Origin of the sequence: Ideonella livida (assembly GCF_010499455.1) — a bacterium.
Taxonomy (GTDB): domain Bacteria; phylum Pseudomonadota; class Gammaproteobacteria; order Burkholderiales; family Burkholderiaceae_C; genus Ideonella; species Ideonella livida.
The window spans coordinates 42,491-68,481 of record NZ_JAAGOH010000023.1 but is presented as its reverse complement, the minus strand read 5'-3'; the positions used below and the strand labels follow the sequence as shown (position 1 = coordinate 68,481).

Sequence of the window (25,991 nt, the reverse complement as noted above, 5' to 3'; positions counted from 1 at the left end):
TTGACGTCCTGGCTCAGCAGCAGGCTGATCTGCGTGCGCTCCTCCATGCTCAGGCTTGAATATGCTTGACCCATCGCTTCAAGTCATTGGCTCAGTTGAGGTGTTGCACTTCAGTCTAGAGCCCAGGGGTGCCTATGGGTAGCTAGGTAGTTTGCCGTCTAATCGAGACAGGAGAAATCATCACAGATTCCCCCCTCTCACATCACCGGACGTACGGGTCACGTATCCAGCGGTTCGGGTTGTTGAATGCAGTCTGCCCACGTGCTTCATGCCGTTTTCAGTGGCACTAGGCTGGGCAGACCAAGACTTGAGAAGGTCGTCGCCAGCAGGGCCAGCGATTGCGCCGGGGTCATCGAGATGCGCCACGGGCCATGCGCGCTCTTGCTCACGTTCCAGGCTTCTCGCACTGTCACGCCGCGTTTGCGCAGTTCCCGGTAGCAGGCCGATCTCCATTGCTTCCATGAATCGCAGCGTAACCGCCGCCGCAACCACCTGTCCACGTCGCGCGGAGGGCTCAGTACCTCGGCAATGCCGAAGTCCGCTCTCCAACAGAACAACGGCCGGTGTGAACCTCGAAGCGCTAGACCAAACGACTGCCCATGCGTGAGGTGCCGACCACACTGGCAACGCACCCGGCCCTTACCAACATTCCCGCCCATCAAGCCCCCGGCGCCAGCGTGCCCCCACGCCTCCCCCCCGGCCCACGCAGCAAGCTGACACCCCCCGCCACCAAGGCCAGCACAGCCGACGCGCCCAATCCCCACTGAACGGCCTGGGCCACCGGCAGGGCGTGGAACAGCAGGCCGATCATCAAACTCCCCAGGGTTTGGCCGGTGAGGCGGGCGGTGCTTTGGGCGCCGCCGGCGGCGCCGCTGCGCTCGGGCGGGGCGTTCAGCAGCATGTTGCGGTTGTTGGGCGTTTGAAAGAAGCCGAAGCCCAGGCCGGCCAGGCCGGCCAGGGCGGTGAACAGGCTGGTGAACAGCCAGGGGTGAGCCGCCATGGGCACGGTGGCGCACAGTGCCAGGCCCAGGGCCAGCACGGCGGCACCGGCGGCGCACAGCCAGGCGGTGGGCAGGCGGTCTGACAGGCGGCCCGCCAGCGGGGCGGCCAGCATCACCGCCAGGGGCCAGGGCATCATCAGCAGGCCGGTGGCCAGCGTGCCTTGGTCCAGCACATGCAGCAGGTAAAAGGGCATGGCCAGGGTGCCGGCCATCTGCCCGGCAAAGCAGCAGACTGAGGCCACGATGGAGAGGCGAAAAGCCGGGCTGCGCAGCAGATCCAGCGGCACCAGGGGGGCGCGGCGCGGCAGCTCCCGCCGCACCAGGGCCACGCCGCACAGCGCGGCCAAGGCCAGCAGCGCGGCGCCCTGGGCGGGCGTGTCCAGCAACTGGTCGGCGCCCAGCACAAAGCAGGCGAAGAAGCCGGCGTTCAGGCCGATGCTGAGCCCGTCCAGCGTGCGCGCTGTGCCGGGCACCCGTGGCAGGCGGGTGCAGGCGGCCAGCACCAGGGCGCCCAGCGGCAGGTTGATGGCGAACAGCCAGCGCCAGTCGGCCACGGTCAGCAGCGCGGCGCCCACCGCCGGCCCGGCAGCGGAGGCGCCGGCCACCGTGAGCGCGTTCCAGGCGATGGCCCGGCCCAGCAGGGCACGCGGGTAGGTGAAGCGCAGCAGCGCCAAGCCCAGCGGCATGACCGAGCCGCTGCCCACGCCCTGCAGGCAGCGCCCCACGATCAGCCAGGGCAGCGAGGGCGCCAGTGCGCACAGCAGCGATGCCGCCACGAACAGCAGCAGGCCTGCGGTGAACACCCGGTGGTAGCCCACCCGCTCGCCCAGCGCGGCGGCTGGCAGCAGGCACACCACCACCGCCAGCTGGTAGGCCGTGGCCACCCACACCGCGTCAGCCGGCGTGGCCAGCAGGGCCTGGGCGATGGCGGGCAGCGCCACGTTGGCAATCGAGGTGTCCAGCACCACCAGCACGATGCCACCCAGCAGCGCCAGCATGGCCCACCAGCGGCGCGGGGTGGGCAGGCCGCCGGCACTCGGGTTCGCCTCGGGCGCGCCACCCTCGACAGGTGCGGCAGGCGCTGGCGGCAATGCAGGAACGGTCATGACAGAGGGCCGGCGCAGGCCGGCGGGGAGGAGGCAGAACCCGCCAGCGTAGTCCAGCGTGCTCAGGCCTGGCCAAGGCGTGGCCAAATGCCCGGCGGTACCGCGGGCTTGCCTGCGGCCGTGCCCCGGCCCCAACATGCAGGGCCCCACCCCGCACCCCAACGCCATGTACCTGCCCGCCCACTTTGCCGAACCCGACACCGCCGCCCTGCACGCGCTGATGCAGGCCCACCCGCTGGCCACGCTGGTGCGCCAGGGCCCGGACGGGCTGGACGCTGACCACCTGCCCTTTCACCTGCTGCCCGACACCGGCCCCAGCCACCCCTATGGCACCTTGCAGGCGCATGTGGCACGCGCCAACCCGCTGTGGCAGCAGGCCGACGGGGCCGAGGTGCTGGTGATGTTCCACGGGCCGCAGGCTTATGTGTCGCCCAGCTGGTACCCCAGCAAGCTCGCCACCCACCGCCAGGTGCCCACCTGGAACTACGAGGTGGTGCATGCCCACGGCCGGCTGAAGGTGCATGACGATGCCCGCTGGGTGCGCGCCCTGCTGGCCCGCCTGACCCGCACCCATGAAGCCGACCTGCCCCAACCCTGGAAGATGGGCGACGCCCCGCCGGACTACCTGGACGAGATGGTGGCCAAGGTGGTGGGCATTGAGCTGGTCATCACCCGCCTGGTGGGCAAGCGCAAGCTCAGCCAGAACCGGGACGAGGCCGACCGCCTGGCCGCCGCCGACGCCCTGGCGGCGCGCGGTGCCGACGAACTGGCCCGCCACATGCGCGGGGCGGGCGGCGCCTGAGCCGCGACTGAGCGGCCCGGCGGATTGCCCACGGGCCACAGCGCGCCGCAGCGCGACGCAGCACGACACTTAGCGCAGCTGGGCGATGCGAAGCAGGTTGGTGGTGCCGGAGACGCCAAAGGGCATGCCGGCGGAGATGACGATGTGCTGCCCCGTCTGGCCCAGGCCGGCCTGGCGCACGGTGGCCTCGGCCAGGTCGGTGATCTCGGTCACGTCGGCCACGTCGTGGCACAGCACGGCCTGCACGCCCCAGACCAGGGCCAGGCGGCGGGCCACGGCCAGCCGGGGGGTCATGCCGATGATGGGGGCCTGGGGCCGCTCACGCGCCATGCGCAGGGCCGAGTAGCCGGAGCTGGTGTAGGCCACGGTGGCCACCGCCTGCAGCAGCTCGGTGACATGGCGCATGGCAAAGCCGATGGCGTCCGGGGCGCTGCCCGGCGGTGTGGAGCGCGAGGCACCGATGGCGGCCAGGTAGTGGGCGTCGGCCTCGGTGTGGCGGATGATGCGGCCCATCATCTGCACCGCCGCCACCGGATGGCGGCCGGTGGCCGACTCGGCCGAGAGCATCACCGCGTCGGCGCCTTCGTAGACGGCGGTGGCCACGTCCGAGGCTTCGGCCCGGGTGGGCACCGGCGCGTTGACCATGGACTCCAGCATCTGCGTGGCCACGATCACCGGCTTGCCCGCATGGCGGCAGGCCTCGACGATGCGCTTTTGCAGCACCGGCACCTGTTCGGCCGGCATCTCCACGCCCAGGTCGCCGCGGGCCACCATCACGGCGTCGGTCTCGGCCACGATGTCGGCCAGCGCCTCGATGGCGGCGGGCTTCTCCAGCTTGGCGACGATGCCGGCCTGCTCGCCCACCAGGGCGCGCAGCTCGGTGATGTCGGCCGCGCGCTGCACGAAGGACAGGGCCACCCAGTCCACCCCCAGCGTCAGGCCAAAGGCCAGGTCGCGGCGGTCCTTCTCGGTCAGCGGGGACAGGGGCAGCACCACGCCGGGCACGTTCACGCCCTTGCGGTCGGACAGCGGGCCGCCGGCCACCACCTGGGTGTCGGCATGCTCGGGGCCGCAGGCCTGCACGCGCAGGCGCAGGCGGCCGTCGTCCAGCAGCAGCTCGGCGCCGGGCTGCAGGGCGGCAAAGATCTCGGGGTGCGGCAGGGCCACCCGCTGGGCGTCGCCCGGCTCGCGGACCTGCAGGTCCAGGCGGAAGGCCTGGCCTTCCTGCAGCGTCACCGGGCCGGCGGCAAAGGTGCCGATGCGCAGCTTGGGGCCCTGCAGGTCCATCAGCACGCCCAGGGGGCGGCCGGTCTCGCGCTCGACCTCGCGCACCAGGGCATGGCGGCGGCGGTGGTCCTCGTGGCTGCCGTGGCTGAAGTTCAGCCGGAAGACGTTGGCGCCGGCGGCCACCAGGGCGCGCACGGTAGCCAGGTCGTCGCTGGCCGGGCCCAGGGTGGCCACGATCTTGGCGTGCTTGCGCAGTGTGGGGTTCAGGGGCTCGTTCAGGGGCATGGAAAGGTGCTCCGTTCTGGCGCCGGCTCGGTGAGCACGATGGCGCGGAAGTCGTTGACGTTGGTGCGGGTGGGGCCGGTGACCAGGGCGTCACCCAGGGCGCCGAAGAAGCCGTGGCCGTCGTTGTCGTCCAGGCGCTGGCGCGGGTGCAGGCCCAGGGCCCAGGCGCGGGCCAGGGTGTCGGGGGCCAGGAAGGCGCCGGCGATCTCGGCCTGGCCGTCCACGCCGTCGGTGTCGGCGGCCAGGGCATGCACGCCGGGCAGGCCCTGCAGCGCCACGGCCAGGGCCAGCAGGAACTCCACATTGCGGCCGCCCTGGCCTTGGCCGCGCAGGCTCACCGTGGTCTCGCCGCCTGACAGCAGCACGCAGGGCGGCGTGAAGGGCTGGCCCCGCAGGGCCACCTGGCGGGTCAGGCCAGCCAGGGTGCGGGCCACCTCGCGCGATTCGCCTTCGATGGCGTCGCCCAGGATGTGCACCGGCCAGCCGGCCCGGCGGGCCACCGCCGCCGCCGCCTCCAGCGAGGCCTGCGGCGTGGCGATGAAGCGGGTCTCGATGGGGGGCAGGCGCGGGTCGCCGGGCTTGAGGGTCTCGCCGGCACCGCTCTCCAGCAGGGCCCAGGCGGCCGGGGGCACGGGCACGCGGTAGCGGCGCAGCAGGGCCAGGGCGTCGGCGCAGGTGCTGGCGTCAGGCACGGTGGGGCCCGAGGCGATGTCGGCCGGGTCATCGCCCGGCACGTCGGACAGCAGCAGGTTGAGCACCCGGGCCGGGGCGCAGGCCGCCGCCAGCCGCCCGCCCTGCACGGCCGAGAGGTGGCGGCGCACGCAGTTCATCTCGCTGATGCTGGCGCCGCTGGCCAGCAGCGCCTGGTTGAGGCCCTGCAGGTCGGCCAGGCTCAGGCCCGGCGCCGGCAGGGGCAGCAGGGCCGAGCCGCCGCCGGAGATCAGGCACAGCACCAGGTCGTCGGCGCTCAGGCCCTGCACGGTCTGCAGCAGGCGCTGCGCGGCGGCCTGGCCGGCGGCGTCGGGCACCGGGTGCGCGGCCTCCACCACCTCGATGCGCTCGCAGGGCGCGCCGTAGCCGTAGCGGGTGACGACCAGGCCGCTGAGCGGGCCGGGCCAGTGCCGCTCCACCGCCTGGGCCATGGCCGCCGAGGCCTTGCCTGCGCCGATGACCACCAGGCGGCCCCGCGGGGGCGCCGGCAGGTGCGGGGGCAGGCAGCGCTCGGGCTGGGCAGCGGCCACGGCGGCGTCGAACATGTCGCGCAGCAGTGCGCGCAGGGCGGGGCCGGCGGTGGGGGTGTCAGCGGGTTGGGCGGCGGGAGCGCTGGCGTGGGCCATCGGGCAGGCCTCCTCAGGCACGGGCCGCCAGGGCTGCGGTGGGCGCAGCATCGGCCAGGCCCGCCTCGCCCACCGGAGCGGCAGGTTCAAAGGACGGGGCGGCGCCGGATGCGGCCGTGGGGGCAGCGGCATCGGTATCGTCGGGCAGCTGGCCGTCCAGGGCGCGCTGCAGCTGCTCGCGGTCCACCGCGCCCACCCAGCGGGCGATGGCCACCGTGCCCACGGCGTTGCCGATGGTGTTGGTGATGGCGCGGGCCTCGGACATGAAGCGGTCCACGCCCAGCAGCAGCACCATGCCGGCCACCGGGATCTTGCCCATGGAGGCCAGCGTGGCGGCCAGCGTGATGAAGCCCGAGCCGGTGACGCCCGCCGAGCCCTTGGAGGTGAGCAGCAGCACGCCCAGCACCACCAGCTGGTCGGTCAGCGTGAGCGGGGTGTTGGTGGCCTGGGCCACGAAGATGGCGGCCATGGTGTAGTAGATGCACTGGCCGTCGGGGTTGAAGGTCAGGCCCGAGGGCACGACCAGGCCCACCACCGGCTTGGAGATGCCGGCGCGCTCCAGCTTGCGCATCAGCTGCGGCACCACCGACTCCGAGGAGCTGGTGCCCAGCACGGTGAACAGCTCGTCGCGGATGTAGCGCAGGAAGCGCCACAGGCTGAAGCCGCACCAGCGTGCAATCGCCCCCAGCACCAGCGTCACGAACAGGAAGCAGGTGAGGTACATGGTGGCCATGAGCTGGCCCAGCTGCACGATGGCGCCCAGGCCGTACTTGCCGATGGTGAAGGACATGGCGCCAAAGGCGGCCAGCGGCGCCAGTCGCATGACCATGTTGACCACCGCGAAGATGGCGTGGGTGAAGGCCTCCAGGAAGTCCACCACCGGCTTGGCGCGCGAACCCAGCTGCGACAGGGCCACGCCAAAGAAGGTGGCAAAGACCAGGATCTGCAGGATGTCGTTCTTGGCCAGCGCGTCCACCACGCTGATGGGCACCAGGTTCAGCAGAAAGTCCACCGTGCCGGTGGGCTTGGCCGCGGCCGCGGTGTAGTTGGCAATGGCCTTGGTGTCGAGCTGGCTGGCGTCCACATTCATGCCCACGCCGGGCTGCACCAGGTTCACCACCACCAGCCCCAACAGCAGGGCGAAGGTGGACAGGACCTCGAAGTAGATCAGCGCCCGGGCGCCCACGCGGCCCAGCTCCTTCATGTTCTCCATGCGGGCGATGCCCAGCACCACGGTGGCGAAGATCACCGGGGCGAACACCATCTTGATGAGGCGGATGAAGGCGTCGCCCAGGGGCTTGAGGTCGGTGCCGAGCTGGGGGGCGAACAGGCCCAGCAGGACACCGGCGCTCACGCCGATGAGGACCTGGACGTAGAGCTTGCCAAGAAGGCGGCGCATGGGGAGGGTCTCCGTGGGAGGGGGGTCGTGGTGCAGGCGCGAGCGCGCCCGCACCGCCGCGTCTGGGCGCGGCGGCGACCGGGTGCGGCCCCAGGCGGGCCGCGGCAGTCAGGGGGAGGAAGGGGCTTGGCCGATCAGCCGATCCGCGGCCGATCAGCAGCGCAGCGGCTCAGGCCAGCAGGCGGCAGACCGCCTCGGTCACTTGCGCCGTGGTGGCACGGCCGCCCAGGTCCCGGGTGTGCAGGGACACGTCGGCCGTGACCTGCTCGATGGCGCGCATGAGCTGGGCGGCGGCCTCGGCCTCGCCCAGGTGCTCCAGCAGCATCACGCAGCTCCAGAAGGTGCCCACCGGGTTGGCCAGGCCCTGGCCCATGATGTCGAAGGCCGAGCCGTGGATGGGCTCGAACATGCTGGGGTAGCGGCGCTCGGGGTCGATGTTGCCGGTGGGCGCGATGCCCAGGCTGCCGGCCAGCGCGGCGGCCAGGTCGCTCAGGATGTCGGCATGCAGGTTGGTGGCCACGATGGTGTCCAGCGAGGCCGGGCGGTTGACCATGCGGGCGGTGGCGGCGTCGACGATCTCCTTGTCCCACTTCACATCCGGGAACTCGGCGGCGATCTGGGCGGCGATCTCGTCCCACATCACCATGGCGTGGCGCTGGGCGTTGCTCTTGGTGATGACGGTGAGCTGCTTGCGCGGGCGGCTCTGCGCCAGCTTGAAGGCAAAGCGCATCACGCGCTCCACGCCCACGCGGGTCATCATGGTCACGTCGGTGGCGGCCTCGATGGGGTGGCCCTGGTGCACGCGGCCGCCCACGCCCGAGTACTCGCCTTCGGAGTTCTCGCGCACGATGACCCAGTTCAGGTCCTCGGGCCGGCAGCGCTTGAGCGGGGCGTCGATGCCGGGCAGGATGCGGGTGGGCCGCACGTTGGCGTACTGGTCAAAGCCCTGGCAGATCTTCAGGCGCAGGCCCCACAGCGTGATGTGGTCAGGGATCTGCGGGTCGCCGGCGGAGCCGAAGAGGATGGCGTCCTGGCCGCGCAGCGCGTCCAGGCCGTCGGCCGGCATCATCACGCCATGCTGGCGGTAGTAGTCGCCGCCCCAGTCGAAGTCCTCGAAGGCAAAGGCAAAGCGCTGGCTGCTGCGGGCCAGGGCCTCCAGCACCTGCCGCCCGGCGGGCACCACCTCCTTGCCGATGCCGTCTCCGGGAATGGTGGCGATGCGATAGGTCTTCATGGTCCGTGTCTCCAGCGTTCGAAGGGGGTTCAGGGTGATGGAGCGGCACTGTAGGCCGTGGCATACCCAACAAATCGGCGCTAGAGTCAATGCATTGTTCACCTCAAGTTATCAGTCCAGCGCCCCATGCCCACCGCCATCCTGCCTGCCGACCTGGGCTTCTTCTCCACCCTGGTGGCCGCCGGCAGCCTGAGCGCGGCCGCGCGCGAGCTGGGCATCACCACCCCGGCCGTGAGCAAGCACCTGGCGCAGATGGAGGCCCGCGTGGGCGTGCCGCTGGTGATCCGCACCACGCGGCGCATGAGCCTCACGCCCGAGGGCGAGCTGGTGCTGCAGCACGCCCGGCGCATCCTGGCTGAGGTGGATGACCTGGCCGAGCTGCTGGGCACCGCCCGGGGCGAGCCCACCGGCCTGCTGCGGGTGAACGCCACGCTGGGCTTTGGCCGCAGCCATGTGGGGCCGCTGATCTCGCGCTTCATGCATGAGCACCCGCGGGTGGAGGTGCAGCTGCAGCTCTCGGTGAACCCGCCGCCGCTGAGCGACGATGCGTTCGACGTCTGCATCCGCTTTGGCGAGCCGCCCGACGCCCGCGTGGTGGCCCGGCGGCTGGCGCCCAACCGGCGCCTGCTGTGCGCCGCACCGGCCTACCTGGCCCGCCACGGCACGCCGCGCAGCCCGCAGGACCTGGCCCGCCACACCTGCATCGGCATCCGCCAGGGCGAGGAGGCCTACGGCCTGTGGCGCCTGTCGCCCGCGGGCCGGGGCGGGCCCGGCGAGCCCGTGAAGACCCGCGGCCGCCTGGCCACCAACGACGGCGAGATTGCCGTGAACTGGGCGCTGGACGGCCACGGCATCCTGATGCGTGCCGAGTGGGACATTGGCCGTTACCTGCGCAGCGGCCGGCTGGTGCAGGTGCTGCCGGAGTACGAGACGCCGGACGCCGACATCTACGCGGTGTACCCGCAGCGCCACCAGTTCAGCGCCCGGGTGCGGGCCTTTGTGGACTTTGCGGCGGCCTGGATGGACGCCGCGGCCCGACCCGCCACGGGCTGAAGCCCGCCCGGCGGCCCACCGGGTTTTCCCGGGCGGGTGGTGACTTGCATCAAGGCTCGACGCGGCCCTACATTAACCGACCGATCGGTTAGCTAATTCGCCGCAAGGAGCCGCGCATGTACACCCAGGCCATGGACACGATGGGCAAAGAGGCCCAAAACGCCCCAGCCGCCGGCCAGCCCGCCGCCCTCGCGCCCCACCAGCAGCAGCTGATGGCGCGCTTTGACGCCCGCATCGACGACGGCGGCTTCATCGAGGCCAAGGACTGGATGCCGGACCATTACCGTCGCACCCTGATCCGCCAGATCAGCCAGCACGCCCACTCCGAAATCGTCGGCATGCTGCCCGAGGGCAATTGGGTGACGCGCGCGCCCACCTTGAAGCGCAAGGCCATCCTGCTGGCCAAGATCCAGGACGAAGGCGGCCACGGCCTGTACCTGTATGCCGCCGCCGAGACCCTGGGCCGCAGCCGCGACGAGCTGCTGGCCGACCTGCACAGCGGCAAGGCCAAGTACAGCAGCATCTTCAACTACCCCACCTTGACCTGGGCAGATGTGGGCGTGATCGGCTGGCTGGTGGACGGCGCGGCCATCATGAACCAGGTGCCCCTGTGCCGCTGCAGCTACGCCCCCTATGCCCGCGCCATGGTGCGCATCTGCCGCGAAGAGAGCTTTCACCAGCGCCAGGGCTATGACGCCCTGCTGGCCATGATGCAGCAGGGCACCGACGCCCAGCGCGCCCTGGTGCAGGACGCGGTGAACCGCTGGTGGTGGCCCTGCCTGATGATGTTCGGCCCGCCGGACGCCGAGAGCGTGCACACCGCGCAGAGCATGCGCTGGGGCATCAAGCGCAACAGCAACGACGAGCTGCGCCAGAAGTTTGTGGACGCCACCGTGCAGCAGGCCCAGGTGCTGGGCGTGAGCCTGCCCGACCCCGAGCTGACCTGGAACGAAACCCGCCAGCACTGGGACTTCGGCGCCATCGACTGGGAGGAGTTCTGGCGCGTGGTGGGCGGTGATGGCCCCTGCAACGCCGAGCGCCTGGCCGCCCGCGTCAAGGCCTGGGACGACGGCGCCTGGGTGCGCGAGGCCGCCCTGGCCCACGCGGCCAAGGAACAGGCCCGGCAGACCCAGCAAGAAGCCGCCTGAAGCCACCCCCGCACTGATTTCCCGGAGACCCCACCGTGAGCACCACCCCTGACACGCCCGCCACCGCCACCCCCGCCCGCACCGAATGGCCACTCTGGGAGGTCTTTGTGCGCAGCAAGGCCGGCCTGGACCACAAGCACTGCGGCAGCCTGCACGCCCCCGATGCCCAGCTCGCCCTGCAAATGGCCCGTGAGGTCTACACCCGCCGGCAAGAAGGCAGCAGTGTCTGGGTGGTGCGCTCCGAGCACATCGTGGCCAGCGACCCGGGCGACAAGGACATGTACTTCGACCCCATGGAAGACAAGGTGTACCGCCACCCCACCTTCTACAAGCTGCCGCAAGCCGTCGACCACATGTGACCGCGAGGCGTCTGCACATGACCACCCCCTCCATCACCCTCACCGCCACACCCGAGCTGCAGTACCTGCTGCGCCTGGGCGACCTGTGCCTGATCCACGCCCAGCGCCTGGGCGAGTGGTGCGGCCACGCACCCATCCTGGAAGAGGACATCGCGCTGACCAACATGGCGCTGGACCTGATTGGCCAGGCCCGTGCGGTGCTCACCCACGCCGGGCAGCGCCACGCCGCCCTGGCCGGTGGCCCAGCCTTTGACGAAGACCAGCTGGCCTTTCTGCGTGAGGAGCGCGACTACCTCAACCCCACCCTGGTGGAGCTGCCCCACGCCGTGAACGCCAGCCCGGGCCAGCGGGGCGAGCGCGACTTTGCCGTGACCGTGGTGCGCAACCTGGTGGTGGCCACCTGGCTGCGCCACGCCTGGCAGGGCCTGACCCAGGCCACCGACCCCGAGCTGGCCGCCATCGCCGCCAAGGCGCTCAAGGAGGCCCGCTACCACCAGCAACATGCCGCCGACTGGTGCGTGCGCCTGGGCGACGGCACGCCCGAGAGCCAGCGCCGCCTGCAGCGCGCGCTGGACGCCCTGTGGCGCTACCTGCCCGAGCTGTTCGAGGACGACGCGGTGGACGACTGGGCCGCCGAGGCCGGCTACGGCCCCGCCGCCTCGCAGCTCAAAGTCGCCTGCGAGGCCGACCTGGCCGCCGTGCTGGCCCGCGCCGGCCTGCAAACCCCCGGCTTCGGCACCTGGCGCAGCACCGGCCGGCGCGGCATGCACAGCGAGCACCTGGGTTACGTGCTGGCCGAAATGCAGTCGCTGCAGCGCGCCTACCCCGGCGGCGTGTGGTGAGCGCGGCAAGAGGCCCCGAGCATGTGCGGCGCTGAACTCCGCTCCAAGACCCAGGTGGCGTGGGAGGCCCTGCAGGCCGTGCCCGACCCCGAGGTGCCCGCCATCTCGCTGGTGGAACTGGGCATCGTGCGCGAGGTGACGGTGGACGACGACGGCACCTTGGCCGTCGTCCTCACCCCCACCTACAGCGGCTGCCCGGCCACCGAGGTGATCGAGGCCAGCGTGAAGACCGCGCTGGAAGAGGCCGGCCTGGCCCCGCTGCGCATTGAGCAGCGCCGCGCCCCCGCCTGGACCACCGACTGGATCAGCCCCGCCGGCCGCGACAAGCTGCGCGCCTACGGCATCGCCCCGCCAGGCCCGGTGCCCGCCGCCACCGAGCAGCCCCTGCTGTTCATGCCGCGCCCGGTGGCCGTGCCCTGCCCGCGCTGTGGCAGCGCCCGCACCGAGCGGCTCTCGGCCTTTGGGGCCACCGCCTGCAAGGCCCTGTACCGCTGCGTGGCCTGCCGCGAGCCCTTTGAGCATTTCAAACCCATCTGACCCCCGGCCGGCGCCCGCCGCCGTCCCTGTCAGGAGAACCCCATGAGCCCCACGACCCTGTTCCATCCGCTGCGCGTGGCCGCCGTGGAAGACGACACCCCCGACGCCAAGGTCATCCGCTTTGAGGTGCCCGAGGCGCTGCGCCCGCTGTTTCTGGGCTTTGAGCCCGGCCAGTACCTGACGCTGCGCGCCCAGGTGGACGGCCAGGAGCTGCGCCGCGCCTACAGCATCTGCGCTGGCGTGGACGATGCCGCGCTGCGGGTGGGCGTGCGCCGGGTGAACGGCGGCGCCTTCTCCAGCTGGTTGCACCGCAGCGTGCAGGCCGGCCACACGCTGGAGGTGATGCCGCCGCAGGGCCGCTTTCACCTCACGCTCAACCCGCAAGCCCGCCGCCATGTGCTGGCCATTGCCGGCGGCAGCGGCATCACGCCCATCCTCTCCTTGGTCAAAAGTGTGCTGGCACGCGAGCCCGGCAGCCGCGTGACCCTGCTCTACGCCAACCGCAGCCTGGCCAGCACCATGTTCAAGGAGGAGCTGGAGGACCTGAAGAACCGCTACCTCACCCGCCTGGTGCTGCACCATGTCTTCTCACGCGAAGAGACCGAGGTGCCGCTGCTGCACGGCCGGCTGGACCAGGCCAAGGTGGGCGATTTCCTGCGCCTGCTGGTGCCCGCCGCCACGGTGGACGAGGCTTTCATCTGCGGCCCGGCCGAGATGAACGACGCCGCCGAGGCCGCGCTGCTTGCCGCCCACCTGCCGGCCGAGCGCATCCACATCGAGCGCTTTGGCGTGGCCGGCAGTCCCGCCGGTGGGGCGGTTGAACACGAGAGCAGGCCGGAAGATGCCGACCACGCCCGCATCACCCTGGTGCGCGATGGCCTCAAGCGCGAATTCATCTTCCGCAAAGACCAGCCCAGCCTGCTGGACGCCGCGGCTGCCGCCGGGTTGGAGGTGCCTTTCTCGTGCACCTCGGGCGTGTGCGGCACCTGCCGCGCCAAGGTGCTGGAGGGCCGCGCCCGCATGGACCGCAACTTCGCCCTCAGCCCGCAGGAAGTGGCCGACGGTTATGTGCTGTGCTGCCAGGCCCATGCCCTCACCGAGCGCGTGCTGCTGAGCTTTGACGACAAGTGATCCGCATCCAGGTCCCCCACCAGGAACCCGCCCCATGACCCACCCCGCCACGCCCCCGCTGCTGCAAAGCTTCACCGCCGGCCGCTGGACCGGCCACACCGAAGGCGCCCTGCTGCGCAGCGCCGTCAACGGCCGCCCGGTGGCCCTCACCCCGCAGGAGTCGCCTGACTTTGCGCAGGCCGTGGCCTACGCCCGCCACACCGGCCTGCCCGGCCTGCTGGCCCTGGACTTTCAACAGCGCGCCGCCCGCCTGAAGGCGCTGGCCAAGTACCTCAATGAGCGCAAGGAACAGCTCTACGCGCGCTCGGCCCACACCGGCGCCACCCGCGCCGACAGCTGGATCGACATCGAAGGCGGCACCGGCACCTTGTTCGCCTACGCCAGCGCCGGCAGCAACGAGCTGCCCAGCGGCAACCTCTGGCACGAAGGGCCGGTGCTCAACTTGGGCAAGACCGGGCGTTTTGCCGGCACGCACATCCTGGTGCCGCGCGGCGGCGTGGCGGTGCACATCAACGCCTTCAACTTCCCCATCTGGGGTCTGCTGGAGAAGTTCGCGCCCAGCTTCTTGGCCGGCATGCCCTGCATCGGCAAGCCCGCCACCGCCACCAGCTACCTGACCGAGGCGCTGATGCGCCTGATCGACGCCAGCGGCCTGCTGCCGGCCGGCGCGCTGCAGTTGGTGATCGGCCCCACGGGAGACCTGCTGGACCATCTGGACGGCCGCGACGTGGTCACCTTCACCGGCAGCGCCGACACCGCCGCCAAGCTGCGCGTGCACCCGAACCTGGTGCGCCACAGCGTGCCCTTCAACGCCGAGGCCGATTCGCTCAACTGCGCCATCCTGGCGCCCGATGTGACGCCGGATGACGAGGAGTTCGGCCTCTTCATCAAGGAAGTGGCGCGCGAGATGACGACCAAAGCCGGGCAGAAGTGCACCGCCATCCGCCGCATCATCGTGCCGCGCCAGCGCCTGGACGCCGTGGCCCAGGCCCTGGGCCAGCGCCTGGCCCAAGTCACCGTGGGCGACCCGGCGGTGGAGGGCGTGCGCATGGGCGCCCTGGCCTCGCACGCCCAGCAGGCCGACGTGGCCGCCCAGGTGGCGCGCCTGATGGCCCAGGCCGAGCGCGTGTGGGGCGGCCCGGCCGCCGACTTCCGCCCCGTGGGCGAGGGCACCGAGGCCGGCGCCTTCTTCCCACCCACCCTGCTGTGCGCCCGTGATCCCGCCGGCACCGACGACACCGTGCACAGCGTGGAGGCCTTCGGCCCGGTCAGCACCTTGATGGCCTACGAGAGCGCGGGGGCCGATGACCTGGCCGGCGCCTTGGCCCTGGCCGCCCGTGGCCAAGGCAGCCTGGTGGGCACGCTGGTCACCCGCAGCCCGGCGCTGGCGGCCCAGGCCATTCCGGTGGCCGCCGCCCTGCACGGCCGGATGCTGGTGCTGGACGCCGAAGCCGCGCCCGAATCCACCGGCCACGGCAGCCCCCTGCCCCAGCTCAAGCACGGCGGCCCGGGCCGCGCCGGCGGTGGCGAGGAGCTGGGCGGCCTGCGCGCTGTCAAGCACTACCTGCAACGCAGCGCGGTGCAGGGCTCACCCACCATGCTGGCGGCCATCACCCGCGAGCATGTGCGCGGCGCCAAGGTGATTGAGACCGAGGTACACCCCTTCCGCCGACACTTTGAGGACCTGCAGATCGGCGAGAGCCTGCTCACCCACCGCCGCACCGTCACCGAGGCCGACATCGTCAACTTCGGCGGCATCTCGGGCGACTACTTCTACATGCACTTTGACGAGCTGGCCGCCAAGGAAACCGCCTTTGGCCAGCGCATCGCCCACGGCTATTTCGTGCTCTCCGCCGCCGCCGGCCTGTTTGTCAGCCCCGCCCCCGGCCCCGTGCTGGCCAACTACGGCCTGGACACCCTGCGCTTCATCAAGCCCGTGGCCATTGGCGACACCCTCCAGGCCCGCCTGACCGCCAAGCGCAAGATCGACCGCATGAAGACCGATGCCCAGGGGCGCGGCCAGGGCGTGGTGGCCTGGGATGTGGAGGTCAGCAACCAGCACGGTGAACTGGTGGCCAGCTACGACATCCTGACGCTGGTGGCCAAGAAGGCATGAGGGCCGCCCGCAGCCGATGAACGGCACCTTCCCCCAGGCGCATGAGCTTTTGGGGGGACGACGGGAGACGGGCGTGGTTCTACGGTGGCGCCTTCCACCACCACCACGCTGAGGAGACTCCCATGCGCCACCTGATCGTCTGCTGCGACGGCACCTGGAACACCCCTGAGGACACCGATGCCGGCGTGCCGGCGCCCACCAATGTGGTCCGCCTGCACCACGCCCTGGCCGCCGCCACGGGCACCGGCGTGCCCCAGATCGCCTACTACCACCCCGGCGTGGGCACCGGCCGCAGCTGGTGGGACAAGGTGGTGGGCGGCGGCGCCGGCGCGGGCCTGAACGACAACATCAAGAGCGCCTACCGCTTCCTGTGCCAGCACTACCAGGACGGCGACCGCCTCTTCCTCTTCGGCTTCAGCCGCGGGGCCTACACGGTGCGCAGCCTGGCCGGCCTGATCGGCCGGGTCGGGCTGCTGGACCTCAACGGCCTGTCCGCTGCCGAGGGCTGGAAGCGCATCGCCACCGTGTTCAAGGAGGGCTATCGCAAGAAGCGGCAGTCGCGCGGCGATTGGGAGGCCTGGAACTTCCTCGACACCCTGGGCCCTGACAACCGCCCCCGCGTGCCGGTGCATTTCCTGGGCGTCTGGGACACGGTGGGTGCCCTGGGCATCCCGGACGACATGGCGGTGCTCAACCTCATCGACGAGTTCAAGGACTACACCTTCCACGACACCGAGTTGGGCAAGCACATCGTGCACGCCCGCCACGCCGTCGCGCTGGACGAGGAACGGGCCAGCTTCCAGCCCACGCTGTGGACCGACACCCCGCAGGCCAGGACCCTGTGGTTCCCCGGCGTCCACGGAGACGTGGGCGGCGGCTATGCGGATGCCGGCCTGTCCGACGGCGCCCTGGCCTGGATGATGGACGAGGCCCAGGCTTGTGGCCTGGCCTTCGATGCCGGCATCCGCCAGCAGATCCACCCCGACGCCCAGGGCACACTGCACGACTCCGCCACCGGGGCGTTTCAGCTGCTGCCCTTGCAGCCGCGCGGCGTGCCCCACTCCGGCAGCGGCTTGTGGCATGCATCCGCCCTGGCACGCCGCGCCACCCCCTCCATCCGGCAAGGCCGCTACCGCCAGGAGGTAAGCCTGCCGGCCACCGTGCCGGTTTTCGCCGTGGACCCCTGGAACGCCACCGGCGTGTGGCTCGAAGCGGGCGTGACCTACCGCTTCACCGCCACCGGCGAATGGCTGGACAAGGACATCGCCTGCGGCCCCGACGGCGCCGAGGACGGCCGCTTCCACTTGGGTGAGGTGATGCAGTGGGCGGGCACGGTGTCCGGCCACCTGGAGAAGGCCTGGAACACCATCTCAGGCAACCACCGCGGCGACTTCCACCTCTCGCGCCGGCATGAAGGCAAGGGCTTCCCCTGGTTCGTGCTGGTGGGCGCCGTGGCCAATGGCCGCGGGGCCGACGCGCAGGAGAAGGTCAAGGCCCACGAGACTTTCTGCATCGGCCAAGGCTGCCTCTACACCCCCGAGGCCGGGGGCTACCTCCATGCCTATGCCAACGACGGCTGGCGCCTCTATGCCAACAACCGTGGGCAGGTGCGGCTCCTGATCGAACGGGTCGCCCCACCCTCTGGCACCGGGCTTTGATACATAGAGCCCCCGCCGCGCCGTGAGGCGCTGCTAGAATGCCGGATTTTCCGCCCTGGGCAGGCCCTGACCCAGGGCGCCCGCGCAGGCTTGACCGCCCGCGCCCCGTCGCGCCCGGGCCCTGCAAAGGGCCTGCCGGCAGCCAAATTCGCGACACACGGGCTGTTCCGGTTCGTCCACCGCCATCCAAGGTCTGCATCGCCCGGCGGAACGCAGCCACTTCTCTCCAGCCGTCGCAGCCGCTGTGTCATGCGCTCGAACGGCTCCCCCTGCAGACACCCAAGGTCTCCCTGCCCTGCCGGCCGGGGCCGACGATGCGGGTGTGTCCGCCTGAAAGTCTTGAATCACCGATTCCGCATTCCAACTGGGCAAGTACTTGATTTCGCCCATGACCCGCCCCCTGCCGGCGGGACGGCACGCCGCCAGCGTGTCCATCCGTTCGGGCCACGGCACGGCCAGCCATGACCGCGTGCTGCGCCTGAACCTCGATTTCCGCTCTCCCCGGCTGGCCCTGCGCCATGCCGCCGCCGAAGGCCGCGCCTGGGTGCGCTCGCAGGACCTCTCCTGAGCCCCGGCCCCTTCCCTCCGATCCACATCCCACACACGCAAGGACCACGACATGGCCAAGGAAGAACTGATTGAAATGGGCGGTCACGTGCAGGAAGTTCTGCCGGACTCGCGTTTCCGCGTCAAGCTGGACAACGGCCACGAGCTGGTGGCCTACACCGGCGGCAAGATGCGCAAGAACCACATCCGCATCCTGGCCGGCGACAAGGTCACCCTGGAAATGTCGCCCTACGACCTGACCAAGGGCCGCATCACCTTCCGCCACCTGGAGCGCACCGGCGCCCCGGGCGTGCGCCGCCCGGCGCCGCGCCGCCGCTGAGGCGGGTCGCGGCGGCCCCAGGCCGCCGCCGCTCCTGCTGGCCGCCCCATGCGGGCCAGCCCCACCGACCGCCCCGCACGCGGCGGACGGACAGCCGCCGTACTGGTCCCCCAGGCCATGCCTGTTCGGGCAAAAGGGTCGGACGGCTGAAGCGAAGATCGGGCACATGCCCCCGCGCGCTGGGCGTGGCGGGCCCGGCCTGCCGCCTGGCAAGGCCGCCGCGCTGTCGTCGAGGTGCCCCATGTCCTTCTTCCACAAGCTGCCCGGTTTCCAACGCTCCGCCCCCGGCTGGGAGCACCGCCTGTGGCGGCGCCTGCCCGCCATCCTGCTGTGGGGCACGCTGCTGCCGGCGCTGCTGGCCGGCGCCCTGCATCTCGCGGCGGAGCCTCCGGCCGATGCGGGCCGGGTGAATGCCGCCCTGCTGCTGTGGGACTTCACGCTGGTGGGGGTGGTGGTGCTGCACTGGACCCTGGTGCTCACCGTGGGCCTGGCCTGCTTCATCGTGCGGGTCATGAAGGGCCCGGCCTATGTGGCCGACCCCTACCCGCTGCCGGTGCTGCCGGAGCCCGGGGACGGCCCGCAGGGCTGAACGCGCCGGCCGGGTGACGCCCGCGCAGGCCTGACCACGGAACTTTCCGCGCGGCGGCGACCCTGCCCTTGCAGGGCGCTGCGCCGCAGCGTCCCCCCCCCCCCCCAACGCCCCGGGAAGTCTCCTGGGCCTGCCGTGAGGACTCTGCTGAATGCCCCATGCCATCTCCCTGATCACCACCCTGGCGGCCGCCTTCGGCCTGGCCCTGATCCTGGGCTTTGCCGCCGTGCGGCTGCGCCTGCCCGCCTTGCTGGGCTATCTGCTGGCCGGGGTGGTCATCGGGCCGTTCACCCCGGGCTTTGTGGCCGACACGGCGCTGGCCGGGCAACTGGCCGAGATCGGGGTGATGCTGCTGATGTTTGGCGTGGGCCTGCACTTCTCGCTGGATGACCTGCTGGCGGTGCGCAAGGTGGCGGTGCCGGGGGCGGTGGTGCAGATGGGAGTGGCCACGGCCCTAGGCGCCGGGCTGGCCCTGGCCTGGGGGTGGAGCCCGGCGGGGGCGGTGGTCTTCGGGCTGACGCTGTCGGTGGCCAGCACGGTGGTCATGCTCAAGGCGCTGGAGAGCCAGGGGCTGCTGGCCAGCGGCCATGGCCGCATTGCCGTGGGCTGGCTGGTGGTGGAGGACCTGGCCATGGTGCTGGTGCTGGTGCTGCTGCCGCCCCTGGCCGGGCTGGTGGGCGGCGGGCCGGCACCGGCCGGTGCCTCGGGTCAGCCGCTGTGGGCGACGCTGGGCCGCACCCTGCTGGCGGTGGCCGCCTTTGTGGGCCTGATGCTGCTGGCCGGACGCCGCGCGCTGCCCTGGCTGCTGTGGCAGGTGGCGCGCACCGGCTCACGCGAGCTGTTCACCCTGGCGGTGGTGGCGGCGGCGGTGGGCATTGCGGTGGGCTCGGCCCTGCTGTTCGGGGTGAGCTTTGCGCTGGGCGCCTTCTTTGCGGGCATGGTGCTGCGTGAATCGCCCTTCTCCCACCGGGCGGCCGAGGAGTCGCTGCCGCTGCGCGATGCCTTTGCGGTGCTGTTCTTCGTCTCGGTGGGCATGCTGTTCGACCCGCGGGTGCTGCTGCAGCAGCCGCTGCAGGTGCTGGGCGTGGTGGCGGTGGTGGTGGTGGGCAAGTTCGTGGCCGCCGCCGGCCTGGTGCTGCTGCTGCGCTATCCGCTCAACACGGCGCTCATCGTGGCGGCCAGCCTGGCCCAGGTGGGCGAGTTCAGCTTCATCCTGGTGGGCCTGGGCATTCACCTGGGTGTGTTGCCCCAGGCGGCACAGAACCTGGTGCTGGCCGGGGCGCTGGTGAGCATTGCACTCAACCCGCTGGCCTTTGCGGCGGCGGCCCCGCTGGGCCGCTGGATCCGGGAGCGATCGGCCCTGGCGCGGCAGCTGGAGGCGCGCCACGACCCCCTGGCCGCGCTGCCGGCCGACACCGCGCCCACCGCGCTGCGCGGCCATGTGGTGGTGGTGGGGGGCGACGGGCCGGCGCTGCCGCTGATCGAGGGGCTGCGCCAGGCCGGCCAGCCCTGCGTGGTGGTGGACGCCCGGCGTGAGGTGGTGGAGCTGTGGCGCGGACAGGGGCAGCCCGCCGTGCTGGGCGAGTGTGCCGAGGCGGCCACGCTGGTGCAGGCGCATGTGGCCCACGCGCGCCTGCTGGTGATGCCGCGACCGCAGGCGCCGGACGTGCCGGGCCTGGTGGCCACGGCGCGCACCCTGCAACCACGCATCGGCTTGCTGCTGGCTGCCCAGGACGAGCAGGAGGCGCTGCGCCTGGCCCATGAGGTGGCGGCGCAGGGTGAACACCCGGCCGGGGTGGTGCTGGAGGCCTCGGCCCTGCTGGCCCAGGCCCTGCTGCGGCAGGCGCTTGCGGCCAGCGCCGCGCCGCATGTCAGCCCTCAGGGCTGACGCAGACGCCACAGCGCCTGGGCCAGCCACTGCAGCTCCAGCGTCAGCAACTGCAGGCGGCGCTGCAGCCAGGGGGTAAGGTCGGGCGAGGCCTCATGGCGCGGCCACAGGGTCAGGCCGGCGTCGGGCAGGCTGGCCGGGGGCTCGGGATCGGGGGCGCCCGGCGCGGGCCAGGCCAGCAGGGCCTCGGCCTGGGCCACCGTCTGCGCCAGGAGCGCCTGGGCGCGCTCGGGGTCGAGTTGGGCGCCGCGGCGGTGCCGCAGCTGCTGCACCGCGCCCAGCAGGGCGGTGGCGCGGTGGGCGTGCAGCAGCATGGACTGCAGCTCGGCCTGGGGCAATTGGGCGTAGCGGGGTTCGGCGCGGCTGCGCAGGCCGCTGGCCACCAGCTCATCAAGCACCGCCTGCAGCTGGTGCCGGCACAGGCGCTGGGCCCGCTGCCCGGCGGGGTCCAGCTGGCCGTGGAGCACGGCCTGGCACTGGGCCAGCAGCAGGCTGCTGGCTTGGCGCAGGCGCTGGGGCAGGCCGCGGCGCTCCCAGTGCGGCCACAGGTAGCAGGCGGCCCAGGCCAGGCCCGCGCCCAGCAGCGTGTCCACCAGCCGCTCGGCCAGGGGCAGGCCCTGGTCGGGCTGGAGCAGATGGGCCTGCACCAGGGCCAGCACCGTGGCCGCCGCCGCGGTGCGGCGGTAGGCGGTGTTGACGTTGGCATGGGCCACGCCCACGCCCACAAAGAAGGCCAGCTGCCAGGCCCAGGGCTGGCCCCAGGCCGCCAGCAGCGCCACCAGGGCGCAGCCCAGCACCGTGCCCACCAGGCGGTCGTTGCGCCGCGCCAGGGTCTGGGCCAGGTTGCCACGCAGCACCACGGCCACGCTCAGCATCAGCCACTGGGGGTGCTGGGCCCAGGGCACCAGCAGGCCCAGGCCCAGGGCCAGGGCCAGCGCGCCGGCATAGGACACCGCCGCGCGGGCGGCATGGCGGGCCACCGGCGAGTCCAGATGCAGGTGGCGGCGCAGCGCGGCCGGCGCCCAGCCCTCGGGCGACTGGAAGGCGGACAGGGCCTCGGGCGGCCAGTCCCGCAGGCTCACCCGGGCCCCCGGGCGGCCGGCCAGGGCATCGGCCAGGGCGGCGGTGTCGTCCAGCAGGTCGCCCAAGCGCACCTGCATGGAGTCCAGCAGCGGACGGCGCACGTCCAGCGGCAGCGGACCTGCCCCTGGCAGGGACGCGGGCGTGGCCTGCGCCAGGCGGCCGGCCAGGTCGTGGCGCCACAGCTCGGCCGAGAACTCCGGCACCGGACCGTCCTGCCGGGTCACGTCCGCCAGGCGCTCCAGCGCCTCGGCCATGCGGCCCAGGGTGCGGGCCAGCTCGGCGCGCCAGGCCAGGCCCAGGGCGTCATGCCCCAGCAGCTCCACATCCACCCGGCTGGCCAGCAGCAGTTCACGCAGGCCCGACAGGGCAATGAGCCCCTGCAGCCAGCGCTGCTGGGCCGCGCTGGCGCGCTCGGGGTCCAGCCCGTAGAGCAGGTCCCGGGCGGTCTGCAGCGCGGCCGCCCAGGCGGCATCGGTCTGCAGCGCCACCTGCAGGCCTTGCGGCCCCGGTGAGAGCTGGCCAGAAAACAGCGGCGCCCGCACCCGCAGCACCTGCGCGGTAGCGGCCAGCGCATCGGCCAGGGCCAGGCGCTGCCAGTGCGTCTGGCTGAAACGGGCGCAGGCCAGGGACCAGGCCACGCCCAGCACACCACCCAGGCCCACCCACGCGGCCTCGACCAGCCCCTGCCCCCACCAGGCCGGGGCGGGCCCACTGAGGGCAAAGACCGCCGCCAGCACGCCGGCAAAGGCCAGGGCACCACCCCGGGCGCCCCAGGCCAGGGCCAACTGACCCAGCCCGCCGATGGCCCCCACCGCCAGCACCAAGGCCAGGCTTTGGGCCAGCCCGGCTGGCAGCAGGCGCACGGCGGCCAGCAGCGCGGTCACGCCCACCGCCACCGGGACGGCCGGCAGCAGGCGGCGCCGCGCTCGCGCCGGGGTGTTGGGCACGTCCAGCAGGCTCACACAAACGGCACCCCCGGCGGCCAGCAGGCCCGCCTGCGCCCCGGCCGCCAGGCCCACGCCCAGCTGCACGCCCGCCACACCCAGGGCCACCTGCAGGCCGTTGCGGGCATTCGCACCCAGGCCCCGCCACCATTGCATCCGCATTCCGGCATCCTTGTCTGGCGGCGCGTGGGGCGCCGCCGCCGGCAGTGTGCCAGCGGGGCAGGCAGCCAGACGGCCGCTGCGTGCGGCGGCCGGGCCGCGGGCTCACGCCCGGGAGTCGGGCGTGTGATCTGCCGCAGCCGTGCGCCGGGGGCTCAGCAGAACAGGCCGTTCTCGCCCCACAGGCCGTGCCACAGGGCAAAGCCCGAGCCCACGGCCAGGCCCAGCCCGGCCACGCGCACCGCCCAGCGGTTGACCTCGACCGAGGCCTGCGCGCCCAGACGCCGCCACAGCCAGGGCCACAGCCACAGCGCCGGCGCAGAGGCCAGGGCAAAGGCCGCCATGGCCAGCCCGCCACCCAGTGGCGTGGCGGACAACGCGGCGGTCAGCAAGGCGGTCTGCAGCAGGCCGCAAGGCCAGCCCGCCCACAGGGCACCGCCGGCCAACGCCCGGCGCCAGGGCGCGCGCGGCACGATCTGCACCACCGCCTCGCCGGCCGTCCGGGCCAGGTCGCGGGCGGGGCGCAGGCCGAGCCGGCCCATCCACAGCGGCATGCGGCCAGTCACCAGCAGCCAGCCGGCCAGCACCATCACGGCCATGTGCAGCATGACCCAGAAGGGCCGCAGCATGGGGGCGGCCGACTGCAGAGCCGGCATGGCGCTGGTGGCCCACGCCAGCACCGCCCCCACCGTGGCGTAGCTGGCCATGCGGGCCAGGTGGAAGGCGACCAGCGCCTGGCCTTGCTGACGTGCCCCGGGCGAGGCGGTCAACGCGGTGCAGGCAGCGCCGCACATGGCCGCACAGTGGGGCATGCCGGCCAGGCCCAGCAGAAAGGCCGAGAGGATCAGCGTCTCGCTCATGGCATCACCGCAGGACGCACGGCCACGGTGCCGGCAGGGGCACGCCGGCGGGACACGGCGCCCGAGCAGGGATCCGGGGGCAAAAACAAGGCAACGGGCATGACGCAGGTGGGCAGGGGCAGGCAGAAGATGACGCATCGTCACCGGCCCGCCAGTCTAGTGGGCGGAACCTGCACCGGCATGCGAGAGGTCAAGCCAGCCGACAGCCTGGCGACAAGCGCCACCGCCACAATCGGCCGCCCCGTTTCACCGGACCCTCGTCCGCCCCCTCTCTGGAGACCCCTGCATGAGCCGCCTGACCCTGGCCCCCGAGCTGATCCACGCCTTTGCCCCCACGGGTACCCTGCGCGCCGCCATCAACCTGGGCAACCCGCTGCTGGCCCACCGCGACGCCGCCACCGGCGAGCTGGGCGGTGTGTCCGTGGACCTGGCCGGGGCACTGGCCGAGCGTTTGGGCGTGCCGCTGGCACTCACCGCCTTCGAGGTGGCCGCCAAGTCGGTGGAGGCGGTGCGCACCGAGGCCTGCGACATCGGCTTTTTCGCCATCGATCCCGCCCGCGGCGAGGGCCTGTGGTTCACCGCCCCCTATGTGCTGATTGAGGGCGCCTACCTGGTGCGGCAGGACTCCCCGCTGCAGGACAACGCCGAGGTGGACCGGGCCGGCCACCGTGTGGTGGTGGGCAAGGGCAGCGCCTATGACCTGTTCCTCACCCGGGCGCTGCAGGCCGCCACGCTGGAGCGGGCTGCCAGCTCCCAGGCGGTGGTGGACGACTTTGTGGCGCAGGGCCAGGAGGTGGCCGCCGGCGTGCGCCAGCAGCTGGAGGCCGACATGCAGCGCCACCCCGGCCTGCGGCTGCTGCCCGGGGCCTTCATGACCATCCAACAGGCCATGGGCCTGCCGCGCAGCCGGGGCCTGGCCGCCGCCGGCCTGCTGCAGGACTTTGTGGAAACCGCCAAGCGCAACGGCGCGGTGCAGGCGGCCCTGGCCCGCCACGGCGTGCAGGGGGCCGGGGTGGCCGGCGCGCAAGGGCGCCGACCAGCCATGGACTGAGCGGACGGCCGCGGGCCTGGCGTCAGCCGGCTGACGCCAGCTCGGTGCGCCGCCGGCGCGGCGTGGCGGGCAGCAGCCGAGCCCCCAGGGGCAGTGGCGCGCCACGTTCCACCCACCGGGTGAGCGCAGCGCCGCCGGCCAGGGACAAGGCCCAGGTCAGCAGCAGCGCGCTCAGGGCCAGCAGGGGCCGCTCCAGCCCCTCAGGGCCCAGCAGCCACCACCACAGGCTGTTGACCAGCAGGCTCAAGGGATAGTGCAGCAGGAACAGGCCGTAGGAGATGCGGGCCAGGCCCTGCAGGGCGGTGGCCAGGCCCGCCCGCGGCAGCCACAGGTCGCGGCCCCAGGCCAGCACCAGGGCGGTGAGACCGGCCACCACCAGCCGGCTGCGCCAGGCATGTTCCAGCGCCAGCAGCACCACCGCCGCCACCACCAGGGTGGCCAGCAGCCGGGCCGACCGCGGCGCCAGGCCGCGGATCCACCAGGCCAACACCCCCAGGGCATAGGAGCCGGCAAAGTAAGGGGCCCAGATGTCACCGTGCGGATCCAGGTTCCAGACCCACAGGGCGCCGGCGCCGCATGCCGCCACCGCCGCCAGCGCCAGCGGCCGGCGCCATGCGGCGGGCGCATGGGCCAGCAACGCCGCCAGCAAGGCCAGGCCAAGGTAGAGCTGCAGGTCGATGGCCAGGTACCACAGGCCGGCGGTGAGCGCCGGCTCGGCCAGCAGGTCCTGGGTGAGGGTGAAGTTGGCCAGCAGGCCGCGCAGGTCGGGGGCGGCCGGGGTGTCGGCATCGGCCATGCACCACCGCGCCAGCCAGGCCGTGGCCAGCGCCAGCAGCAGGGCAGGCCACAGCGGCACAGCCAAGCGCAGGAAACGGGCCTTGGCACGGGTCAGCCACTGCCGCCACGGCACCGTGGGCGAGGCCGGCGGCCCGCCCGCCTGGGCGCCAGCCGCGGGCAGCAGGCGCACCGCCGCGAGGTAGCCCCCCAGCACCAGGAAGACCTGCACCACCTGGCGGGCGTCGTCCGCCAGCCAGCCCACCAGGTCAGGGGCCAGCGGCCGCACCGCGACCATGAGCGGCCCGAAAAAGAGGAGGTGGTGCCAGACGATGAGCTGGGAGGCGAGCACGCGGGCCAGATCGGGCCAGCAGACGTGCGGGGAACGTGACGGACGCATGGACGGGACACGGGGCCAGGCCGGCCCGAGGGGAAACCCTCGATTATCCGACCTGACCGCCCCAGGCGCTGTCCCCCAGGGGTGCGGCACGGGCCCGGAGAGCCCGGGCGGCGGCGCGAACC

At 72.5% G+C, this 25,991-nt stretch carries 22 protein-coding genes; 14 read left to right on the top strand and 8 right to left on the bottom strand.

The genetic code is table 11. The annotated features are described in order from the left end of the window. Window positions 1–658: 658 nt before the first annotated feature. Window positions 659–2,107 (bottom strand): MFS transporter, encoded by a 1,449-nt coding sequence (locus G3A44_RS17005; RefSeq protein ID WP_163458943.1) that lies wholly within the window; start codon window positions 2,105–2,107, stop codon window positions 659–661. 166 nt (window positions 2,108–2,273) lie between these two features. Between G3A44_RS17005 and G3A44_RS17000 the strand changes: the two genes are divergently transcribed. Next, a complete protein-coding gene (locus G3A44_RS17000) occupies window positions 2,274–2,909 on the top strand; it encodes an FMN-binding negative transcriptional regulator (RefSeq protein WP_163458949.1) in 636 nt (211 codons plus the stop codon). A 69-nt stretch (window positions 2,910–2,978) separates the two neighbouring features. Here the strand turns inward: G3A44_RS17000 and pyk are convergent, their stop codons facing one another. The 4 genes from pyk to G3A44_RS16980 form a co-directional block, all read right to left on the bottom strand. Further along, window positions 2,979–4,421 carry a pyruvate kinase gene (pyk, locus tag G3A44_RS16995; RefSeq protein WP_375138672.1) on the bottom strand — a complete coding sequence of 481 codons (1,443 nt, stop codon included), beginning with the start codon at window positions 4,419–4,421 and terminating at the stop codon, window positions 2,979–2,981. Beyond that, window positions 4,412–5,758, bottom strand: a complete 1,347-nt coding sequence (locus G3A44_RS16990) for a glycerate kinase type-2 family protein (RefSeq protein ID WP_163458942.1) — start codon at window positions 5,756–5,758, stop codon at window positions 4,412–4,414. The genes pyk and G3A44_RS16990 overlap by 10 nt, the downstream gene beginning before the upstream one ends. A 13-nt stretch (window positions 5,759–5,771) precedes the next feature. Further along, on the bottom strand, window positions 5,772–7,157 hold the full coding sequence (gene dctA / locus G3A44_RS16985; protein ID WP_163458941.1) for a C4-dicarboxylate transporter DctA: 1,386 nt from the start codon (window positions 7,155–7,157) through the stop codon (window positions 5,772–5,774). Between the two features lie 169 nt (window positions 7,158–7,326). Next, the gene (locus tag G3A44_RS16980; RefSeq protein WP_163458940.1) at window positions 7,327–8,391 is read right to left on the bottom strand and encodes a tartrate dehydrogenase; all 1,065 of its coding nucleotides are present in this window, start codon (window positions 8,389–8,391) and stop codon (window positions 7,327–7,329) included. Window positions 8,392–8,517: 126 nt separating this feature from the next. On the opposite strand from G3A44_RS16980, the gene G3A44_RS16975 reads away from it, so the two are divergent. From G3A44_RS16975 to G3A44_RS16920, 12 genes are all read left to right on the top strand, one after another. Next, window positions 8,518–9,444 (top strand): LysR family transcriptional regulator, encoded by a 927-nt coding sequence (locus G3A44_RS16975; protein ID WP_163458939.1) that lies wholly within the window; start codon window positions 8,518–8,520, stop codon window positions 9,442–9,444. A 116-nt stretch (window positions 9,445–9,560) separates the two neighbouring features. Then, a complete protein-coding gene (paaA, locus tag G3A44_RS16970; protein WP_163458938.1) occupies window positions 9,561–10,592 on the top strand; it encodes a 1,2-phenylacetyl-CoA epoxidase subunit PaaA in 1,032 nt (343 codons plus the stop codon). A gap of 35 nt (window positions 10,593–10,627) precedes the next feature. Further along, window positions 10,628–10,951 carry a 1,2-phenylacetyl-CoA epoxidase subunit PaaB gene (paaB, locus tag G3A44_RS16965; protein WP_163458937.1) on the top strand — a complete coding sequence of 108 codons (324 nt, stop codon included), beginning with the start codon at window positions 10,628–10,630 and terminating at the stop codon, window positions 10,949–10,951. 17 nt (window positions 10,952–10,968) lie between these two features. After that, the gene (gene paaC, locus G3A44_RS16960; RefSeq protein ID WP_163458936.1) at window positions 10,969–11,793 is read left to right on the top strand and encodes a 1,2-phenylacetyl-CoA epoxidase subunit PaaC; all 825 of its coding nucleotides are present in this window, start codon (window positions 10,969–10,971) and stop codon (window positions 11,791–11,793) included. Window positions 11,794–11,814: 21 nt separating this feature from the next. Continuing rightward, entirely contained in the window at window positions 11,815–12,330 is a 516-nt protein-coding gene (gene paaD, locus G3A44_RS16955) for a 1,2-phenylacetyl-CoA epoxidase subunit PaaD (RefSeq protein WP_163458935.1), read from the top strand. A 42-nt stretch (window positions 12,331–12,372) separates the two neighbouring features. After that, window positions 12,373–13,461: a 1,2-phenylacetyl-CoA epoxidase subunit PaaE gene (gene paaE / locus G3A44_RS16950; RefSeq protein WP_163458934.1), complete on the top strand. Its 1,089-nt coding sequence runs from the start codon at window positions 12,373–12,375 to the stop codon at window positions 13,459–13,461. Between the two features lie 34 nt (window positions 13,462–13,495). Then, window positions 13,496–15,577, top strand: coding sequence for a phenylacetic acid degradation bifunctional protein PaaZ (paaZ, locus tag G3A44_RS16945; RefSeq protein ID WP_163458933.1), 2,082 nt, complete (start codon window positions 13,496–13,498; stop codon window positions 15,575–15,577). A 122-nt stretch (window positions 15,578–15,699) separates the two neighbouring features. Beyond that, window positions 15,700–17,235, top strand: a complete 1,536-nt coding sequence (locus G3A44_RS16940; protein WP_163458932.1) for a T6SS phospholipase effector Tle1-like catalytic domain-containing protein — start codon at window positions 15,700–15,702, stop codon at window positions 17,233–17,235. 388 nt (window positions 17,236–17,623) lie between these two features. Beyond that, the gene (locus G3A44_RS16935; RefSeq protein ID WP_163458931.1) at window positions 17,624–17,803 is read left to right on the top strand and encodes a hypothetical protein; all 180 of its coding nucleotides are present in this window, start codon (window positions 17,624–17,626) and stop codon (window positions 17,801–17,803) included. A gap of 51 nt (window positions 17,804–17,854) precedes the next feature. Beyond that, window positions 17,855–18,121: a translation initiation factor IF-1 gene (infA, locus tag G3A44_RS16930; RefSeq protein ID WP_163458930.1), complete on the top strand. Its 267-nt coding sequence runs from the start codon at window positions 17,855–17,857 to the stop codon at window positions 18,119–18,121. A gap of 241 nt (window positions 18,122–18,362) precedes the next feature. Next, the gene (locus G3A44_RS16925; RefSeq protein ID WP_163458929.1) at window positions 18,363–18,710 is read left to right on the top strand and encodes a hypothetical protein; all 348 of its coding nucleotides are present in this window, start codon (window positions 18,363–18,365) and stop codon (window positions 18,708–18,710) included. Between the two features lie 151 nt (window positions 18,711–18,861). After that, the gene (locus G3A44_RS16920) at window positions 18,862–20,598 is read left to right on the top strand and encodes a cation:proton antiporter (protein WP_163458928.1); all 1,737 of its coding nucleotides are present in this window, start codon (window positions 18,862–18,864) and stop codon (window positions 20,596–20,598) included. Here the strand turns inward: G3A44_RS16920 and G3A44_RS16915 are convergent. Together G3A44_RS16915 and G3A44_RS16910 are read right to left on the bottom strand one after the other, a co-directional pair. Continuing rightward, window positions 20,589–22,787 (bottom strand): FUSC family protein, encoded by a 2,199-nt coding sequence (locus tag G3A44_RS16915; protein ID WP_163458927.1) that lies wholly within the window; start codon window positions 22,785–22,787, stop codon window positions 20,589–20,591. The two genes, G3A44_RS16920 and G3A44_RS16915, sit on opposite strands and share 10 nt — an antisense overlap. Before the next feature lie 152 nt (window positions 22,788–22,939). Continuing rightward, window positions 22,940–23,644, bottom strand: coding sequence for a sulfite exporter TauE/SafE family protein (locus tag G3A44_RS16910; RefSeq protein WP_163458926.1), 705 nt, complete (start codon window positions 23,642–23,644; stop codon window positions 22,940–22,942). A 286-nt stretch (window positions 23,645–23,930) separates the two neighbouring features. Here G3A44_RS16910 and G3A44_RS16905 point away from each other — a divergent pair, with 286 nt between their 5' ends. After that, window positions 23,931–24,695, top strand: coding sequence for an ABC transporter substrate-binding protein (locus G3A44_RS16905; protein ID WP_163458925.1), 765 nt, complete (start codon window positions 23,931–23,933; stop codon window positions 24,693–24,695). A gap of 22 nt (window positions 24,696–24,717) precedes the next feature. On the opposite strand, the gene G3A44_RS16900 is transcribed toward G3A44_RS16905, so the two are convergent. Then, entirely contained in the window at window positions 24,718–25,869 is a 1,152-nt protein-coding gene (locus G3A44_RS16900; RefSeq protein ID WP_163458924.1) for an acyltransferase family protein, read from the bottom strand. Between the last annotated feature and the right edge of the window lie 122 nt (window positions 25,870–25,991).

Excerpts from the sequence above, each read along its gene's own strand:
- G3A44_RS16980 (WP_163458940.1), bottom strand. The coding sequence starts at position 8,391 with ATGAAGACCTATCGCATCGCCACCATTCCCGGAGACGGCATCGGCAAG.
- dctA (WP_163458941.1), bottom strand. The coding sequence starts at position 7,157 with ATGCGCCGCCTTCTTGGCAAGCTCTACGTCCAGGTCCTCATCGGCGTG.
- G3A44_RS16975 (WP_163458939.1), top strand. The coding sequence starts at position 8,518 with ATGCCCACCGCCATCCTGCCTGCCGACCTGGGCTTCTTCTCCACCCTG.
- pyk (WP_375138672.1), bottom strand. The coding sequence starts at position 4,421 with ATGCCCCTGAACGAGCCCCTGAACCCCACACTGCGCAAGCACGCCAAG.
- G3A44_RS16925 (WP_163458929.1), top strand. The coding sequence starts at position 18,363 with ATGTCCTTCTTCCACAAGCTGCCCGGTTTCCAACGCTCCGCCCCCGGC.
- G3A44_RS16990 (WP_163458942.1), bottom strand. The coding sequence starts at position 5,758 with ATGGCCCACGCCAGCGCTCCCGCCGCCCAACCCGCTGACACCCCCACC.
- G3A44_RS16915 (WP_163458927.1), bottom strand. The coding sequence starts at position 22,787 with ATGCGGATGCAATGGTGGCGGGGCCTGGGTGCGAATGCCCGCAACGGC.
- G3A44_RS17005 (WP_163458943.1), bottom strand. The coding sequence starts at position 2,107 with ATGACCGTTCCTGCATTGCCGCCAGCGCCTGCCGCACCTGTCGAGGGT.
- G3A44_RS16940 (WP_163458932.1), top strand. The coding sequence starts at position 15,700 with ATGCGCCACCTGATCGTCTGCTGCGACGGCACCTGGAACACCCCTGAG.
- paaD (WP_163458935.1), top strand. The coding sequence starts at position 11,815 with ATGTGCGGCGCTGAACTCCGCTCCAAGACCCAGGTGGCGTGGGAGGCC.
- G3A44_RS16900 (WP_163458924.1), bottom strand. The coding sequence starts at position 25,869 with ATGCGTCCGTCACGTTCCCCGCACGTCTGCTGGCCCGATCTGGCCCGC.
- G3A44_RS16935 (WP_163458931.1), top strand. The coding sequence starts at position 17,624 with ATGACCCGCCCCCTGCCGGCGGGACGGCACGCCGCCAGCGTGTCCATC.
- G3A44_RS16910 (WP_163458926.1), bottom strand. The coding sequence starts at position 23,644 with ATGAGCGAGACGCTGATCCTCTCGGCCTTTCTGCTGGGCCTGGCCGGC.
- paaC (WP_163458936.1), top strand. The coding sequence starts at position 10,969 with ATGACCACCCCCTCCATCACCCTCACCGCCACACCCGAGCTGCAGTAC.
- paaA (WP_163458938.1), top strand. The coding sequence starts at position 9,561 with ATGTACACCCAGGCCATGGACACGATGGGCAAAGAGGCCCAAAACGCC.
- infA (WP_163458930.1), top strand. The coding sequence starts at position 17,855 with ATGGCCAAGGAAGAACTGATTGAAATGGGCGGTCACGTGCAGGAAGTT.
- paaZ (WP_163458933.1), top strand. The coding sequence starts at position 13,496 with ATGACCCACCCCGCCACGCCCCCGCTGCTGCAAAGCTTCACCGCCGGC.
- G3A44_RS16920 (WP_163458928.1), top strand. The coding sequence starts at position 18,862 with ATGCCCCATGCCATCTCCCTGATCACCACCCTGGCGGCCGCCTTCGGC.
- paaE (WP_163458934.1), top strand. The coding sequence starts at position 12,373 with ATGAGCCCCACGACCCTGTTCCATCCGCTGCGCGTGGCCGCCGTGGAA.
- G3A44_RS17000 (WP_163458949.1), top strand. The coding sequence starts at position 2,274 with ATGTACCTGCCCGCCCACTTTGCCGAACCCGACACCGCCGCCCTGCAC.
- G3A44_RS16905 (WP_163458925.1), top strand. The coding sequence starts at position 23,931 with ATGAGCCGCCTGACCCTGGCCCCCGAGCTGATCCACGCCTTTGCCCCC.